Annotated in this window: 16 protein-coding genes; 2 read left to right on the forward strand and 14 right to left on the reverse strand. The window is 44.6% G+C overall.

Going from position 1 to position 16,015, the window contains the following annotated elements; genetic code table 11:
- Positions 1–61 precede the first annotated feature (61 nt).
- The 4 genes from ychF to QRX25_RS19690 form a co-directional block, all read right to left on the reverse strand.
- A complete protein-coding gene (ychF, locus tag QRX25_RS19675) occupies positions 62–1,162 on the reverse strand; it encodes a redox-regulated ATPase YchF (protein WP_065982825.1) in 1,101 nt (366 codons plus the stop codon).
- A 126-nt stretch (positions 1,163–1,288) separates the two neighbouring features.
- Positions 1,289–3,292, reverse strand: a complete 2,004-nt coding sequence (locus tag QRX25_RS19680; protein ID WP_212100010.1) for a molybdopterin-dependent oxidoreductase — start codon at positions 3,290–3,292, stop codon at positions 1,289–1,291.
- A gap of 46 nt (positions 3,293–3,338) precedes the next feature.
- Entirely contained in the window at positions 3,339–3,545 is a 207-nt protein-coding gene (locus QRX25_RS19685) for a DUF951 domain-containing protein (RefSeq protein WP_004392973.1), read from the reverse strand.
- Between the two features lie 85 nt (positions 3,546–3,630).
- Positions 3,631–4,635, reverse strand: a complete 1,005-nt coding sequence (locus QRX25_RS19690) for a YkvI family membrane protein (protein ID WP_212100013.1) — start codon at positions 4,633–4,635, stop codon at positions 3,631–3,633.
- A 405-nt stretch (positions 4,636–5,040) separates the two neighbouring features.
- Here QRX25_RS19690 and QRX25_RS19695 point away from each other — a divergent pair, with 405 nt between their 5' ends.
- Positions 5,041–5,283 carry an N-acetyltransferase gene (locus QRX25_RS19695; protein WP_249199285.1) on the forward strand — a complete coding sequence of 81 codons (243 nt, stop codon included), beginning with the start codon at positions 5,041–5,043 and terminating at the stop codon, positions 5,281–5,283.
- A gap of 97 nt (positions 5,284–5,380) precedes the next feature.
- Positions 5,381–5,995 carry a spore protease YyaC gene (gene yyaC, locus QRX25_RS19700; protein WP_212100016.1) on the forward strand — a complete coding sequence of 205 codons (615 nt, stop codon included), beginning with the start codon at positions 5,381–5,383 and terminating at the stop codon, positions 5,993–5,995.
- A 29-nt stretch (positions 5,996–6,024) separates the two neighbouring features.
- On the opposite strand, the gene QRX25_RS19705 is transcribed toward yyaC, so the two are convergent.
- The 10 genes from QRX25_RS19705 to rpmH all read right to left on the reverse strand — a co-directional run bounded on the left by QRX25_RS19705 (position 6,025) and on the right by rpmH (position 15,393).
- Positions 6,025–6,876, reverse strand: coding sequence for a ParB/RepB/Spo0J family partition protein (locus QRX25_RS19705; protein WP_212100018.1), 852 nt, complete (start codon positions 6,874–6,876; stop codon positions 6,025–6,027).
- Complete coding sequence (gene soj, locus QRX25_RS19710; protein ID WP_004392964.1) at positions 6,869–7,630, reverse strand: sporulation initiation inhibitor protein Soj; 762 nt, start codon at positions 7,628–7,630, stop codon at positions 6,869–6,871. The genes QRX25_RS19705 and soj overlap by 8 nt, the downstream gene beginning before the upstream one ends.
- A gap of 298 nt (positions 7,631–7,928) precedes the next feature.
- Positions 7,929–8,780, reverse strand: coding sequence for a nucleoid occlusion protein (gene noc / locus QRX25_RS19715; protein ID WP_007615083.1), 852 nt, complete (start codon positions 8,778–8,780; stop codon positions 7,929–7,931).
- A 121-nt stretch (positions 8,781–8,901) separates the two neighbouring features.
- The gene (rsmG, locus tag QRX25_RS19720; RefSeq protein ID WP_212100021.1) at positions 8,902–9,621 is read right to left on the reverse strand and encodes a 16S rRNA (guanine(527)-N(7))-methyltransferase RsmG; all 720 of its coding nucleotides are present in this window, start codon (positions 9,619–9,621) and stop codon (positions 8,902–8,904) included.
- 13 nt (positions 9,622–9,634) lie between these two features.
- The gene (mnmG, locus tag QRX25_RS19725) at positions 9,635–11,521 is read right to left on the reverse strand and encodes a tRNA uridine-5-carboxymethylaminomethyl(34) synthesis enzyme MnmG (RefSeq protein ID WP_004392959.1); all 1,887 of its coding nucleotides are present in this window, start codon (positions 11,519–11,521) and stop codon (positions 9,635–9,637) included.
- A 16-nt stretch (positions 11,522–11,537) separates the two neighbouring features.
- The gene (gene mnmE, locus QRX25_RS19730) at positions 11,538–12,917 is read right to left on the reverse strand and encodes a tRNA uridine-5-carboxymethylaminomethyl(34) synthesis GTPase MnmE (RefSeq protein ID WP_007409903.1); all 1,380 of its coding nucleotides are present in this window, start codon (positions 12,915–12,917) and stop codon (positions 11,538–11,540) included.
- A gap of 289 nt (positions 12,918–13,206) precedes the next feature.
- Positions 13,207–13,848 (reverse strand): RNA-binding cell elongation regulator Jag/EloR, encoded by a 642-nt coding sequence (gene jag, locus QRX25_RS19735; RefSeq protein WP_065982831.1) that lies wholly within the window; start codon positions 13,846–13,848, stop codon positions 13,207–13,209.
- On the reverse strand, positions 13,845–14,594 hold the full coding sequence (gene spoIIIJ / locus QRX25_RS19740; protein ID WP_065982832.1) for a YidC family membrane integrase SpoIIIJ: 750 nt from the start codon (positions 14,592–14,594) through the stop codon (positions 13,845–13,847). The genes jag and spoIIIJ overlap by 4 nt, the downstream gene beginning before the upstream one ends.
- A 161-nt stretch (positions 14,595–14,755) precedes the next feature.
- Positions 14,756–15,106 carry a ribonuclease P protein component gene (gene rnpA, locus QRX25_RS19745; protein ID WP_045513402.1) on the reverse strand — a complete coding sequence of 117 codons (351 nt, stop codon included), beginning with the start codon at positions 15,104–15,106 and terminating at the stop codon, positions 14,756–14,758.
- Positions 15,107–15,258: 152 nt separating this feature from the next.
- The gene (gene rpmH, locus QRX25_RS19750; protein ID WP_003178075.1) at positions 15,259–15,393 is read right to left on the reverse strand and encodes a 50S ribosomal protein L34; all 135 of its coding nucleotides are present in this window, start codon (positions 15,391–15,393) and stop codon (positions 15,259–15,261) included.
- Positions 15,394–16,015 lie beyond the last annotated feature (622 nt).

Genomic DNA, 16,015 nt, shown 5'->3' on the forward strand with positions numbered 1-16,015 from the left:
ATAATTCTATTACTCACAAGTTTATATTATACCAAAGCTCTTGTCCCTTTACAACTGTGTCCTATACATTAAATCGGAAATGAATGACATCTCCGTCTTGGACTACATATTCCTTACCTTCCAGACGCACTTTTCCGGCTTCTTTTGCTCCGGACATTCCGCCGCCTGCCAAAAGGTCTTCATAAGCAACCGTTTCAGCGCGGATAAAGCCGCGTTCAAAGTCTGTGTGGATGATACCCGCACACTCTGGAGCTTTCATGCCTTTTCTGAATGTCCAAGCGCGCACTTCCTGTTCACCCGCCGTAAAGTATGTCGCAAGGCCGAGAAGAGAGTATGACGCTTTAATCAGCTGATCAAGACCTGATTCTTCGATGCCGAGCTCTTCAAGGAACATTTGCTTTTCTTCGCCTTCCAATTCAGCAATTTCAGACTCGATTTTTGCACAGACGACGATAACTTCGGCATTTTCCCCCGCGGCGTACTCACGGATTTTCGCAACGTATTCATTTTCTGAAGGATCAGCCACTTCGTCCTCGCTCACATTTGCCACATAAAGCACAGGTTTTGACGTAAGCAAGTGAAGCTGCTTCACAAGCTTTTGCTGTTCTTCCGTAAATTCAACGGAACGGGCAGGCTTTTCTTGTTCGAAAGCTTCTTTTAATTTAGACAGAATGTCAAACTCAAAAACCGCTTCTTTGTCTTTTTGCTTCGCAAGCTTGCTTACCCGCGTGATGCGTTTTTCGACTGTCTCCATGTCGGCAAGAATCAATTCAAGATTGATCGTTTCAATATCATCAATCGGATCGACTTTCCCTGACACGTGCGTAATATTGTCATCAGCAAATGCGCGTACAACGTGGCAGATCGCATCTACCTGACGGATATGAGAAAGAAACTTATTTCCGAGTCCTTCGCCTTTAGATGCGCCTTTTACGATCCCCGCGATATCAGTGAATTCAAACGCAGTCGGCACCGTTTTTTTCGGGTTTACCAATTCAGTCAGCTTTTGCAGACGTTCATCCGGCACTTCCACGATTCCCACATTAGGGTCAATTGTACAGAACGGGTAGTTGGCTGATTCGGCACCAGCCTGGGTAATTGCATTAAACAACGTCGATTTTCCGACATTCGGCAAACCGACAATTCCAGCAGTTAAAGCCATTCTTTCATCTCCTCTATATCAAACCATCATCGTATAAACGTATTGTAAACCTAGAGCAATTATAAGGAGGTTCATAGGAAAAGACAAGCTGAGAAAAAAGCATTTCCCGCGCTCTCTCTCCTTAGATTATCCTTTTTTAACCGCTACCAGACAGTCAAAAAGCGTACTTCCCATTCCATTATCGGAATTTGAATCCTTTGTGAGCGTGTTGACAGAGCCTCCGAATGCCGACCACATGCCTTCATCTATATTCACCGTCTTGGGGTGAGCCTGCTTCATGATTTTCACCCTGCCGCGCAGACGCCCGCGGTCATTGTATACCTCTGCCGTATCTCCGTCCTGAAGGGCAAGCTCCTCGGCGATATCAGGCGACAGATCCACCTGAATCTGCTGAAGTTTTTCAATAAACGGCACGTGCTGTGAATGGTTGGAGCGCTGCGGGTGAATGGACAGCAGCGTATACGGATATTTCTCGGCCAGTTCGCCGTCGTGATAAACAGACTCCTCCGGCACTTCCAATTGAGGGAGGCCGCTGTATCCTTTCTCTTCTGCCAATGACGAGATGAATTCAAATTTCCCGCTCGGGGTTAAAAATTGGAAATCATCCCACGGGACCTGTTTGACCGGAAGCGGCATATGACCTTTTTCCTTTAATCGCTCAAGGGTGATCCCCTCTTCCTCCAAAGAAGAAAGCCCCATCTTCAAGAAATCTTCCGGACGATAATCAAACAGCTCTCCGAATCCGAGACGCTTTGCCAGCTCCGTCCAAATCCAACGGTCTGATTTCGCCTCCCCCTGCGGTTCCACAAGCTTCCTGCCATATTGCACATAGTGATGATACATGCTGGAGTAATAAATATCTTCCTCTTCGAAAACAGCGGCCGTCGGCAGCACATAATCACAGAGCTTTGCCGTATCGGTCATGATCGAATCAATAGCCACTGTAACCGGTGTTTTTTCAAACGTTTCCTTCACTTTTTTCGTATTCGGCACTTGTGTCAGCGGATTGCCGCACGTCACGATGATCATCTCAATCGGCGGGTCAGCTGCATTCAGCGCCTCTTCAGCTTGAGTCATCATCGAAAATGTTCTTGCGTTTTTCTTCAGATCAGGACGGGTGAGTTCGGTCTTCGCAAAGCTTTCACCGACTTGCACATTTCCGAAGTTTGCGCCGCCGCCTTTAATACCGACATTTCCGCTCGCCGCCGCTAAAGCGTCAATCCAGCGTATCGTCCCGCCGCCGTTTTTATATCTCTGCATCCCAAGACCCATAAAAGTAGAAGCGGGACCGTCTGCATATAGATCAGCAAGATATTCAATCTCTTCTAAAGACGTTTCTGTTTTCTCAATGATCTCATCAAAAGAAATCGCGCGCAGCAGCTTTTCTATTTCTTCAAAACCGACTGAATGCTTTTGAATGAAATCGGCATCCGTTCTGCCGGTTTGGCATAATACTTTCAAAACACCCGCCGCAAGCCAGCCATCCATGCCGGGTTTGACGGATATATACCGGTCGGCAAGCTTTGCGGTTGGATTAAAAATAGGGTCGATGACCGTCAGTGTCGCCCCTTTTTTCTTCACCTGCTGCAAATGATGATAGAGGTGCATATTCGTCCGAGACACATTTCTGCCCCATACGATCACATGCTTGCTGTGATAAATATCAAGCGGTCCATGCCCGTAAGAGCGCCCGAAATCCCAGCGCTGCGCTTCAATTCCGGATCCCCAGCAAATACTTCCCGCAATCTCCGTCACACCGCCGTATCCATTGAAAAAACGCTGGTCGAGCGCCTTCAAAAGACCGTTATTTGCGTAATCATGACTGTGCAGCACAGCGGCAGTGCCCACCGTTTCCTTAATCACCGCCATTTTTTCAGCAATTTCATCTAACGCCTGCTCCCAGGAAACGCGGACGAAATCGCCGTCTATCTTTTTTAAAGGATAACGAAGCCGTTCCGGAGCATTCGTTTTCGTCTCCAGCATTCTGCCCCGGCCGCAAATTTTTCCTTCTGTAATGGGGTGATTCGGGTCTCCGTCTACTTTCGTCACCTTCCCATCTTCAACTGTCACCAAAAAGCCGCAGCTGTCCCAGCAATTCAGCGGGCACGCTGACTGATGCACTTTGCTCATCGGGCCTCTTCCTCTCCTCTATATGAAAAAGCATGAGCGCCAGCCTTTATGATGTAGGCTCCTCATGCTTGACGAGTACTTTTTTCAGCTTTCTCTCAAAATCTCTTCTCGGAATCATGACACTGTGGGAACACCCCGTACATTTGATCCGAATATCCATTCCCATCCGAATGATTTTCCACCTGTTTTCACCGCAAGGGTGCGGTTTCTTCATTTCAACAATATCATTCAGGCCAAAGTCTTTATCCGCCAAGACCCTTCACCTCTCTTCATAGACTGCTTTATTTATTGTACAAAAAAAGACAGGATAAGAGCAACGGCCGCACTCAAAATGAGTATTATACTTTTTTCCATCTTCCTAATATAGGGTAAAGAAGAAGACATACCAGCAAATAAAGACTTAATAGCCCGTAAATGGGATACAAAATGGCGATTAAATCTGAAAAGCCGATTGTCGTAAAAGGCACCATCACAGCTAAAAGAAGAAAAACGAGCATCCATCTCGGCAATTTCACAAATACAAGCATGCGGCTGGACAGCCCGAACAGACCGGTCACGGTTGTCGTATAGATGGCTAAAAAAAGGACCGCGGCCATACAAAGAAATAACGGATAAGGAGCGCCTTCAAGGACGGCAAAGAGAGGAATCTCGTATTGTGTGAGACTGCCTGAAAGCTGCACAAGCGTTTCATTGTAGACAAAAGAAATCACACCAAAAATAAGCCCGCTTGCAATACTGGCGATTTTCGCTTCCCCAAGCCCTTTCATATCCTTTCCGACAGAAGAAAGAACCGCCACAACAGAAAGGATGTTTAATGACGTAAAGGTAATACTTGCCGGCCAATTAAATTGCCGGGTCAAATCTATCGTCCACGTGTAATGATGGGTTGTCTGAAAAAAGACCAATGCATATAAAAGCCCGGCTACAAGAATCGGTATCAAAATACTATTCAAAGATAATATTCCTTTTATATCCCAAAAGAATAAACAGACGGTCACGATGCAAAAAAGAAAAATACCGATCCAAAACGGCAGCTTGTACATTTGCAGCGTCACACCGCCTCCGGCAATCATGACCGTCGTCGTTGAAAACAAATAAAACATGATAAGTACATCATAGACTTTGGCTAGAGCCGGCCCCATCAGATGCTCAAGCACAGGTAAAAAGTGCGTTGATTGAACTCGATAGCTGATCTTCAACACTATATAAGCCGAAATGGTGAACATGACTGTAAACAATATAATAGCCAGTCCGCTTTCAACACCGAAAAACTGCCATATTTCCTGCCCGCTTGCATAACCGGCCCCAATCTGGCTGCTTAATATGAGCAGCATCCACCGCATCCCGGCTCTCCACACCCTTATCACCTCATAAAATTTCAGATAATCTCTGCATATTGCTACTATATTGAGTGACAGCGGCAATCATTCATACAAACGGGACAAATATGGCATGATAAAAATAATTGACTAATCAGAAAATTAATTTATATAAGCAGCCTCAAACATGTACATCAGACGTTTAAGCGCGTGATTTCCGGCCTTATTTCATCAAGCTTTAAAGGACCACCCGGGTGCATTCTCCGACAGCTATGATGAGGAAAAAGAATGGCGGCCCGAAAAACTTGAAGCCTTTGAAAAAGACAAACTGATAGGAATCCTCAAGATCTCCAAGCAGCCGCTGTTAAAACTAAGTCACATTGCGTTTATCGGTCTAAACATTGGGGACCAGGCGCAAGAAGAGCCTTAATGACTCAAGCCATCAGCCAAGCAAAGAAGATGAAAGACACGGAACAGCTCCATCTCTCTGTTACTTCAACAAATGAACCCGCCAAAAAACTCTGCGCTCAATTAGGATTCACCTACAGAAAAAAGAGCGCTGAAATTAGATCAAATGGTCTTATTTCTTTCGTGAACTTAGAGAACAACGGCTCTAAGTTCTTTTTTCTATCCCGCTCTTTTCAAACAACCGGCATGCTGATCACTGCATAAGCATAAAAAAAGGCGGTGCTGGATATACTGTAAACAACCATACATCATCAAAAACATCAGTGTAATACTCGTATGACATGACAAGGAAGTGAACCCTATGAATCGAAAAGGCGGGCTTTTTTCTCAAGAACGGGCAAAACAATATGTGTCTCATACGGATTCTTCTGCCGCGAATCAAATACAAGCGATCCTTGCTTCATCTTTACGTAAAGCAGCCGGCCGACCGTTAGTCACCGTATGTATCGGTACAGATCGATCGACCGGAGATTCATTAGGTCCGCTCGTAGGAACAAAGTTAGAAAACATGAAATTAGGCAGGTTGCACGTTTACGGCACACTGTCAGATCCTGTTCATGCCGTAAACATGAAAGACAAACTGAAAGATATTCACCATATACATAAAAATCCGTTTATTATTGCGGTTGACGCTTGTTTAGGCCGCGTTAAAAGCGTAGGGTCATTTCAAATCGGCGATGGGCCGCTAAAACCCGGAGCCGGTGTTCAAAAAGACCTTCCTGAGATCGGTGACGTCCATATCAATGGAATCGTCAATGTCAGCGGGTTTATGGAGTATTTTGTCTTGCAGAATACGAGGCTTCATCTTGTTATGAGCATGGCGAATGTTTTAGCAGAGGGATTAGAGCTGACAGATAAAACAGAAGGCCGCCAAGAACGGCTCAGTCCGTTTCATAAGCTGACAAGACGTATATAAAAAAACCATCTTTTTTAACAAGATGGTTTTTACGCTTCTCTTTCAGACAAAAGCTCAAGGATACGTTCAAGATCTTCATTTGAGAAAAACTCAATCTCAATTTTCCCCTTTTTCTTTTGTCTCTTAATATTGACCGTTGTTCCGAAGTAATTTTGCAAATACGACTCCCGCTCTTTTAACACAACATCTTGAACAGGTTCTTTTTTCTTTGTTTCACGTGGAACATTACTGTTTAATTGCTGAATGAGCTGCTCGAGCTGACGGACGTTAAGCTGATCTTCAACAACTTTCTTCACAAGCGGTTCAAGCTTGTTTTTATTTTTCAAACCGAGCAAGGTTCTGCCGTGCCCCATGGATAACGTACCTTCTGCAATGAGGTTCTGGATACTTTCAGGAAGCGTCAGCAGTCTTAAATGGTTGGCAATATGAGGTCTGCTTTTCCCGAGCCGTTTAGCGAGCTGTTCCTGAGTAATATCCAAATGCTTCAGCAGTGAATCATATGCAAGAGCTTCTTCAAGCGGCGATAAATCTTCCCGCTGAAGGTTCTCCAACAGGGCGATTTCCCGCATCAGCGATTCAGATAACTCCCGCACGATAGCCGGCACTGTCTCTTTACCGGCAAGTTTTGCGGCGCGATAACGGCGTTCGCCGGCTACAATATCGTAGCCCTTCAATGATTTTCTCACGATAATGGGCTGAAGAATGCCATGCTGAATGATGGATTCCTTCAGTTCAGCTAATGACTCATCATCAAATTGTTTTCTTGGCTGATAAGGATTGGGGCGCAAATCACTGATCTTAATCTCTTCTACTGTCTCTTCAGACAAATCAACTTGATTAAACAATGCATTAATCCCTTTTCCGAGCCCGCCTTTAGCCATTCGCTGCCACTTCCTTTGCTAAATCTAAATATACTTCCGCACCTCTCGAACGCGGATCGTATAATATGATCGGCTTGCCATGACTCGGCGCCTCACTTAAACGGACATTGCGAGGAATAATGGTTTGATACACTTTATCTCTAAAGTATTTCTTCACCTCTTCTATAACTTGAATGCCGAGATTCGTTCTGGCATCAAGCATCGTCAGAAGCACTCCTTCTATCATTAAGTCTGTATTTAAATGTTTTTGCACAAGCCGAACTGTATTTAATAATTGACTCAATCCTTCGAGAGCGTAATATTCGCACTGAACCGGGATAACAACTGAATCTGACGCGGTAAGCGCATTAATCGTTAATAACCCGAGAGACGGAGGACAATCAATAATCATGTAATCGTAATTTTGTTTCACTGATTCTAATGCTCTTTTCAGCCTGACCTCTCTTGAAATCGTCGGAACCAATTCGATTTCCGCTCCCGCAAGCTGGATCGTGGCTGGAATGACATCTAAGTTCTCTACTGAAGTCGGTTTGATAATCTCTGTTACATCTGCGTCATCTACTAAAATGTCGTACACACAATGATCCACATCGGCTTTTTCAATCCCTAATCCGCTCGTTGCGTTGCCCTGCGGATCAATATCAACAAGAAGAACCCTTTTACCTATGTAAGCTAAGCAAGCCCCCAGATTAACAGAAGTCGTTGTCTTCCCGACTCCGCCTTTTTGGTTCGTAATTGCTATGATTTTTCCCACGATGTCACCTACCTTCACATGAACATGTACTGTCTTGTTTCTATCTTATCAAAAAAAGAGTAAAGCGTTTTATTTTTTTCATAATTTGTTTATCAGCAAGTGAAAAAAATGTAAACGAAAAAGACACTTTCTCTTATAAGTTCTCCGATAAAGTGACTTTTTTGACTGTAAAAAGACAATATACGACGAAAAAATATAAATTTTTACATTTATAATGTATGGTGTACAATAAATCTATCATTATTCCAAAATAGTTTTTTGATAAAAATAAAAACTCCCCTGCTGATCAGGAGAGTTTTTATTTAGGTATCCGAATGGTAAGCTGAATGTACTCTTCGAATTCTTCTTCCTCAGTATTCAGTCTGACGCCGCTGTCTTCCACCATGGACAGTGACTGGCGAATCGTATTCATCGCAATTCGTGTATCTCGGCTGAACGCTTTGCGTCTCGGCTTTGGTTTCTGCTTATTCTGTTCAAGCATTTTCACCACTCGGTCTTCCGTCTGCTTGACATTTAAGCTTTTCTCAATGATTTCCGCAAGCAAAGTGACCTGAAGCTCCGGCTGTTTGAGCGGGATCAGGGCTCTTGCATGGCGTTCCGTGATTTTTTTCTCCATAATCGCATCCTGAACGGGTTCCGGAAGCTTTAACAATCGGAGCTTGTTCGCAATCGTTGACTGGCCTTTTCCTAAACGCTGCGCCAAGGCCTCCTGTGTTAAATCATGAAGTTCTAACAGCCTTGCGTACGCATGAGCTTCCTCAATGGAGGACAATTCTTCCCTCTGCAGGTTTTCAATCAAAGCGACAGATGCCGTTTCCGTATCAGAGAAATCCTTTATAATTGCGGGAATCTTCTCCCATTCAAGCGTCTGTACCGCTCTCCAGCGCCTTTCACCCGCAATGAGCTCATATTGTCCTTCATCTTCTGTATGTCTGACAACAATCGGCTGAATGATGCCGTGTGTATGGATCGTCATTGCTAACTCTTTGATCTTTTCATCTGAGAAAATGGTGCGTGGCTGAAAACGGTTGGGAACGATAGCATGTACCGGTATCTCGAGTATCTCTTCTTTATTTGTATCATGCTCAGCTATCTCCGGTTCCTCTTCCTTCTCACCAAACCCGAAGAAACGAGAGAATGAATGCTTCATGTACCTACACCACCTTTAAAAACTGCCATTTTTATAATTCTATTTTCTCATGGTTTTTCCTGCTGTATCTTCATCAATTTTGCAGAAAATATGATGGAATTGTCACATCAGGCTGTCTAAATTACCCTTCAATTGGCGATTTATTTGGAGTACCCGGTTTTCTCGGATATTTTTTCGGAGTGCTTTTCATCTTGCGAATTAACATAATGTTCCGTTCACTTTCTTCAACGGGAAGTGTAAAGGAATGAACTTGTTCAAGCTCTCCTCCCAATACTTTAATCGCCTTTTGTCCCGCTTTCAATTCTTCATCAGCCGCTGCTGCTTTTAGAGCGGCAAATACGCCGTTTTTCTTGACCAGCGGCAGACAAAGCTCGCTCAGAACAGACAGACGCGCCACCGCACGGGCCGTCACGAGATCAAAGCTTTCCCGGACGTCCTTCCGCTGTCCGAACGTCTCTGCCCTGTCATGGACAAATGTCGTATGCTCTAATTGTAAAGCATCAGCGAGATTTTCCAAAAACGTAATCCGCTTATTCAGTGAATCGACGATGGTGACATGCAGATGCGGGAAGCAGATTTTGATGGGCAGGCTTGGAAAACCGGCACCGGCGCCGACGTCACAAAGAGTGGTGACCTTTTCAAAATCAATATAAAATGCCGCCGTAATCGAATCATAAAAATGCTTGAGATATACTTCCTTTTTCTCAGTGATAGACGTCAGATTCATCTTTTCGTTCCATTCCACGAGCATCCGGTAATACAACTCGAATTGCTCCAGCTGGCGGTCAGAAAGGGAAATCCCTTTCTCCGCTAAACTGGATGTAAATTCCTCTATATTCATGCCGTCATCCTTTCTATTCAGCTACCTTGGCAATACGGCCCTGCTCCAGGTATACCAGCAGGATTGAAATGTCTGCCGGATTGACTCCGGAAATACGGGACGCTTGAGCAACTGATAAAGGACGCACTTCTTTCAGCTTTTGACGGGCTTCAGTTGCAATTCCTTTAATGGCGTCATAATCAATCCGATCAGGGATTTTTTTGTTTTCCATTTTCTTCAGCTTCTCCACTTGCTGCAAGGATTTTTCGATATATCCTTCATATTTCACCTGAATTTCCACTTGTTCCGCCACATCTTGCGGAACCGGAGAATCAGCAGGTGCAAGTTTTGTCACTGTTTCATAGTTCATTTCCGGACGTTTCATTAAATCTGTGCCGCGCACTCCGTCTTTCAGCTCGCTTCCGCCGAGTGAACGGATATATTCCTGATTTTCAGGAGACGGCTTGATAATAACAGACCAGAGACGTTTTTTCTCAGCCTCAATCGCCGCTTTTTTCTTTTCAAACGCTTCATAGCGCTCATCAGAAATTAAGCCGATTTCATGGCCGATTTCCGTCAGACGAAGATCCGCATTGTCATGGCGGAGCAGCAGTCTGTATTCCGCACGTGAAGTCAGCAGACGGTATGGTTCATTGGTTCCTTTCGTTACCAAATCATCGATCAATACACCGATATACGCATCGGAACGGCTGAGGATCACCTCTTCTTTTCCAAGCGCTTTGCGGCCCGCGTTGATTCCCGCCATAATTCCTTGTCCGGCTGCTTCTTCATAACCTGATGTACCGTTAATTTGACCGGCCGTATACAGGTTAGGAATTTTTTTCGTCTCCAGTGTAGGCCAGAGCTGCGTCGGTACGATCGCGTCATACTCAATCGCATATCCGGCTCTCATCATTTGCACCTTTTCCAGTCCCGGAATGGTCGCCAGCATCCGCTGCTGTACGTCCTCAGGAAGGCTCGTGGATAAACCTTGAACGTATACTTCCTGCGTATTCCTGCCTTCCGGCTCAAGGAAAATCTGATGACGCGGTTTATCATTAAACCGAACGACTTTATCTTCAATGGAAGGGCAATATCTCGGCCCCGTTCCTTTAATCATACCGGAATACATTGGCGAACGATGCAGATTGCTGTCGATGATCTCATGAGTCTCCGGACTCGTGTAAGTCAGCCAGCAAGGCAGCTGATCGGTAATGTATTCAACCGTTTCATATGAGAAAGCGCGCGGAACCGGGTCCCCCGGCTGGATTTCTGTTTTGCTGTAATCAATGGAATCGCTTGATACGCGAGGAGGGGTTCCCGTTTTAAAACGAACGAGATCAAAACCGAGCTCCTCTAAGTGCTCAGAAAGTTTAATAGAGGGCTGCTGGTTATTCGGACCGCTTGAGTAAGACAGATCACCAAGAATGATCCGCCCTCTTAAATACGTCCCCGTTGTCAGCACGACCGTTTTCGCCTTATATTCAGCACCGGTTTGCGTAATGACACCGCGGCACTCGCCGTCTTCAATGATTAAACGTTCGGCAATCCCTTGAAGAAGTGTCAAATTCGGTGTTTTTTCCAGCGTATGCTTCATTTCATGCTGATATTGGAATTTATCCGCCTGCGCTCGCAGCGCCCGTACGGCCGGACCTTTTCCTGTATTCAGCATTCTCATTTGAATATGAGTTTTATCTATATTTCTTGCCATTTCTCCGCCGAGCGCGTCAATTTCGCGGACGACAATCCCTTTCGCGGGGCCGCCGACAGACGGATTACATGGCATAAACGCAACCATATCAAGATTAATCGTCAAAACAAGCGTTTTAGCTCCCTGGCGCGCGGATGCGAGCGCAGCCTCAACACCGGCATGCCCGGCGCCGATGACAATCACGTCGTATTGGCCTGCTTCATACCCCATGGTTTTTTCCTCCCTTTTATTTACCTAAACAAAATTGTGAAAAGAGCTGATCAATTAAGCTTTCGTGGACGGCATCACCAATGATTTCGCCCAGCAGCTCCCAGCACCTTGTCAGATCAATTTGCACCATATCAATCGGAACATCCTGTTCAATTCCATTCAGCGCATCATCAATGGCTTGCTTTGCCTGATGCAGAATCGAGATATGACGGGTGTTGCTGACATATGTGAGATCTCCGCTTTCGATCGCTCCTGTATAAAATAGCGACTGAATCGCTTCCTCTAAATCTTGAATGCCTTCTTCTTTCAGCAATGAGGTCGTGACGACGGGCCGGCCTTTCGCAAGCTCTTTGACGCGCTCAGCGTCAATCTTAGCCTCGAGATCCGTCTTATTCATAATGACAATGACGTCCATTCCCTCAACCGCTTCAAATAATTTCACATCTTCTTCAGAAAGCTCTTCGCTGTGGTTAAGCACAAGCAAAATGAGATCCGCTTCCTTCAGAACCTGGCGTGACCGTTCTACACCGATTCTTTCGACGATGTCTTCGGTCTCGCGGATTCCGGCGGTATCGACAAGCCGGAGCGGCACGCCTCGGACATTGACATATTCCTCAATCACATCACGCGTCGTTCCCGGAATATCGGTTACGATCGCCTTCGTTTCATGGACAAGACTGTTAAGCAAAGAGGATTTTCCTACGTTCGGACGGCCGATGATGACGGTAGACAGTCCCTCGCGCAAAATTTTCCCCTGCTCAGACGTACGGAGCAGCGCCTCGATTTCTTTCTTCACGCCGCTCGCCTTCTCCACTAAGAGCTGATGCGTCATTTCTTCGACGTCATCATATTCCGGATAATCTATATTAACCTCAACATGGGCAAGTGTTTCTAATAATTCATCACGAAGACGGCGGACAAGCGCGGAAAGCCGTCCTTCCATCTGATTCATGGCGACATTCATGGCACGGTCCGTTTTGGCCCTGATCAGATCCATCACCGCTTCCGCCTGTGACAGGTCAATCCGTCCGTTTAAAAATGCGCGCTTCGTAAACTCACCGGGTTCTGCCAGTCTCGCGCCTTCTCTTAAAGCAAGCTGGAGCACCTGATTAACCGTCACAATCCCTCCGTGACAGTTGATTTCAATGACATCTTCCCTTGTGAATGTTCTGGGCGCTCTTAAAACAGACACCATCACTTCCTCAATAATCCGTCCCGTAGTGCTGTCTGCGATATGCCCGTAATGAATGGTATGCGATTCTGCCGAACTGAGCGTTTTGCCTTTCGGACCCTTGTACATTTTGTCGGCAATTTTTACGGCTTCCGGCCCGCTCAGCCGAACAATCGCGATCGCGCCTTCACCCATCGGAGTTGAAATCGCTGCAATTGTATCCATGCTGTTCACCTCTCTTTATCTCTGTTTCCATCTATATAAAAAATTTTATTTACGCCAAAATTAAAAGATAACATAGTTTGGTTTGAAGTGGAAGATACGTTATCCACAAAGGCAGAAATTCATCCCTTATTACTTTAACTTATCCACATGTGAATAACAATTAATTTTATTTCCTAAAACCTTTTTTATCAACAGCATAAACCGAAAAAGAAAAAACTTAAACGCCAAAAGTATGATTCTGCTTAGGAATAGAGCCATTTTTGCCAATAAAAAAACCGAAGTTCCGATTTTACCCGGACTTCGGTTTTCTGCTATCTTTATGGGAAATAACGAGATGGCGGTACCGGCCTTCACCGGTAGAAAAAGTTTTGATATTTGGGTGCTTCGCCAGAGCGTCATGGATGATTTTTCTTTCACCAGACGGCATCGGTTCTAAATGCACATCTTTTTTCGTTTTCGATACCTGCTTGGCCAGCCTGTTTGCCAGCTGATCCAGAATTTCTCTTCTTTTCAGACGATAATTCTCAGCGTCGACAACGACTTGGCGGTACTGGCCGGAGCCGCGGTTCAACACAAGCTGCGTCAATGTTTCCAGAGCATTGAGTGTTTGTCCTCTCTTACCAATGAGCAGCGCCGCTTTTTCACCCTTAATGTGAAAACAAACTGTTTTTTTGTTTTCCTCCGTGACAATCTCGGAAGGTCCGGCAATGGTATTGATGATTTCTTCCAGATACGCTTTCGCTTCCTGAACGGAATTTTTTTTCTCTTCCAGTTCTATGATCGCATTCTTTTTTCCGAAAATACCCAAAAACCCTTTATATTCTTCCTGCACCACCGTTATTTCTACTTGATCTTTCGTCAGTTGAAGTTCCTGAAGGCCTGATTGAACTGCTTCTTCGACATTCCGTCCCGCAGCAGTCACCTTCTTCACTTTTTCTTTCCTCCCGCTTTCTGCGTTTCCGGATCGTGTTTAATGTCCGGCCCTTTAATAAGAAATGTCTGAGCAATCATAAACAAGTTTCCGACTACCCAATAAAGAGAAAGCGCGCTCGGGAAGTTGATCGCAAATACGATGATCATGATCGGCATAATCCATACCATCATTGCCATTTGAGGGTTCTGAGCGGGATTTCCGGCCATCATCAGCTTCTGCTGAACAAAAGTGGCCACACCGGCAACGATAGGAAGAATATAGTAGGGATCTTTCTCTCCTAAATCAAACCATAAAAAGCTATGCTGTGAAATGGCTTGCGTACGCATAATAGCGTGGTAAAATCCGATCAAAATCGGCATTTGAATCAGGATCGGGAAACAGCCTGCCAGCGGGTTTACCCCATGCTTTGAAAACAGGGCCATTGTCTCCTGCTGAAGCTTCTGCTGCGTTTTTTGATCTTTTGAGCTGTATTTTTCTCTAAGCTTCTGCATTTCGGGCTGAAGCGCCTGCATCGCTTTTGAGCTTCGAAGCTGTTTGATCATCAGCGGCAGAATCAGCAGACGGATTAAAATCGTAACGATGATGATCGATAAACCATAGTTATCGCCCGTCAGTTTCGCTACGTACGTAATGACTTCTGACAATGGATACACAACATATTTGTCCCAGAAATGCGGACTATTCGCCGTAATCGGCTCTTTTACACTCGAGCATCCGGCCAGCAGCACGAGCATACCGACCATACTCAGTAGTAACCATATTCTCCTTTTCAAGAACGTTTCCTCCTATACCATTCTTTATAAACCTTGTATGTATTTTAGCATCTTTCAGTTTTAAATGGCGGTCATTTTTCGCCAAACAAAAGGAAGCGCTTTTAAAAAACGTGAAGAAAACAAAATATGAGCTATTTTGACGAAGATTTCTTATATAAAGAGGTTTTTCTGAATAAGTGCTGCAGACTTTTTTTCGTTTCTTCAATACTGAGTTCAGCGGCGGGTTTTCTTGCGATAATAATAAAATCTTTCGGCTTGAGAAGCTCTTTTTCCTCCTGGACCGCCTGTCTGATTAAACGCTTCACCCGGTTGCGCACGACGGCATTGCCGATTTTTTTGCTGACAGAAAGCCCTACCCGGAGTTCTTTCTGCTGCGGCTGATCAAGCGTATACAGCACGAACTGGCGGTTTGCCATAGACGTTCCGCGTTTAAACACTTTTTGAAAATCTTCATTTTTCTTTAACCGATTTCGCTTCTTCACTTTGATTCACTCCGATATTCACTCGCAGAAACTTTTATTTCTATCTAAAAAAAACGGGCCGCCGGAATACTGAAGAAATTTCTCCAGTACCGGGCGACGCGTGATCTCTTTTCTCATAATGTGAAAAAAGACCACTGACATTATTCAGTGGCCTAAGCTGATAATACTTTTCTGCCTTTGCGGCGACGGCGTGCTAATACTAGACGACCGTTTTTTGAACTCATACGGCTTCTGAAGCCATGAACTTTACTGCGTTTACGGTTATTCGGTTGGAATGTTCTTTTCATTTATGACACCTCCCTCGAGGAATAGCTGTTAAAGACAGTCTTACTTATTATATTTGTGCTGCCTATTCATTGTCAACTTCAGCAGTGCTTTTATTTCTTACAACCATAATAGGATAACATACCTTAACCAGTTTAGAAACCTTAATTTTCATATTCCTTTTTTTAGCGCAAAAAAAAAAGCCGCGCCCACTGAAAAAAACGGCATGTGGATAATTTTTCGGTCATTTTTTAATATCCACAATCGTTATCGACAACATTTTCACATTGCTAACCCCTGTGGACAAAGATTTTTCAACAAGTTGTCAGGTTTGTGGATAAGATTACGAGAACCGTTGCAAGTCCTCGCTTAATTTGATATTATATTTGTGTTTTAACTCTTAATTACTTATCCAGCCTATTCTCTTTATCCACAAAGTGTGGATAAGTTGTGGATTGTTTTCACACAGCTTGTGTAGATTGTTGTCCACAACTTGTGGAATTTGTCGAAAAGCTATTTTTCTACTATACTATATGTTTTCAACATTTCGTGTGTACGAATGGTCAGAGCCATATGCTCTTTTTTTGTGTTCTATAACAGGAAAAGATCGCTGATTTTAAAAGAAAAGGAGGGCTGTGCCGGATA

Origin of the sequence: Bacillus sp. L381, from assembly GCF_030284525.1 — a bacterium.
Classification (GTDB): Bacteria; Bacillota; Bacilli; order Bacillales; family Bacillaceae; genus Bacillus; species Bacillus amyloliquefaciens.

What these genes read in the sequence shown, in the direction of transcription:
- QRX25_RS19680 (WP_212100010.1), bottom strand. Translation starts at nt 3,292, where the DNA reads ATGAGCAAAGTGCATCAGTCAGCGTGCCCGCTGAATTGCTGGGACAGC.
- QRX25_RS19695 (WP_249199285.1), top strand. Translation starts at nt 5,041, where the DNA reads ATGACTCAAGCCATCAGCCAAGCAAAGAAGATGAAAGACACGGAACAG.
- noc (WP_007615083.1), bottom strand. Translation starts at nt 8,780, where the DNA reads ATGAAGCATTCATTCTCTCGTTTCTTCGGGTTTGGTGAGAAGGAAGAG.
- yyaC (WP_212100016.1), top strand. Translation starts at nt 5,381, where the DNA reads ATGAATCGAAAAGGCGGGCTTTTTTCTCAAGAACGGGCAAAACAATAT.
- QRX25_RS19705 (WP_212100018.1), bottom strand. Translation starts at nt 6,876, where the DNA reads ATGGCTAAAGGCGGGCTCGGAAAAGGGATTAATGCATTGTTTAATCAA.
- mnmE (WP_007409903.1), bottom strand. Translation starts at nt 12,917, where the DNA reads ATGGATACAATTGCAGCGATTTCAACTCCGATGGGTGAAGGCGCGATC.
- ychF (WP_065982825.1), bottom strand. Translation starts at nt 1,162, where the DNA reads ATGGCTTTAACTGCTGGAATTGTCGGTTTGCCGAATGTCGGAAAATCG.
- QRX25_RS19690 (WP_212100013.1), bottom strand. Translation starts at nt 4,635, where the DNA reads ATGCGGTGGATGCTGCTCATATTAAGCAGCCAGATTGGGGCCGGTTAT.
- rsmG (WP_212100021.1), bottom strand. Translation starts at nt 9,621, where the DNA reads ATGAATATAGAGGAATTTACATCCAGTTTAGCGGAGAAAGGGATTTCC.
- spoIIIJ (WP_065982832.1), bottom strand. Translation starts at nt 14,594, where the DNA reads ATGGTCGGTATGCTCGTGCTGCTGGCCGGATGCTCGAGTGTAAAAGAG.
- rpmH (WP_003178075.1), bottom strand. Translation starts at nt 15,393, where the DNA reads ATGAAAAGAACATTCCAACCGAATAACCGTAAACGCAGTAAAGTTCAT.
- mnmG (WP_004392959.1), bottom strand. Translation starts at nt 11,521, where the DNA reads ATGGGGTATGAAGCAGGCCAATACGACGTGATTGTCATCGGCGCCGGG.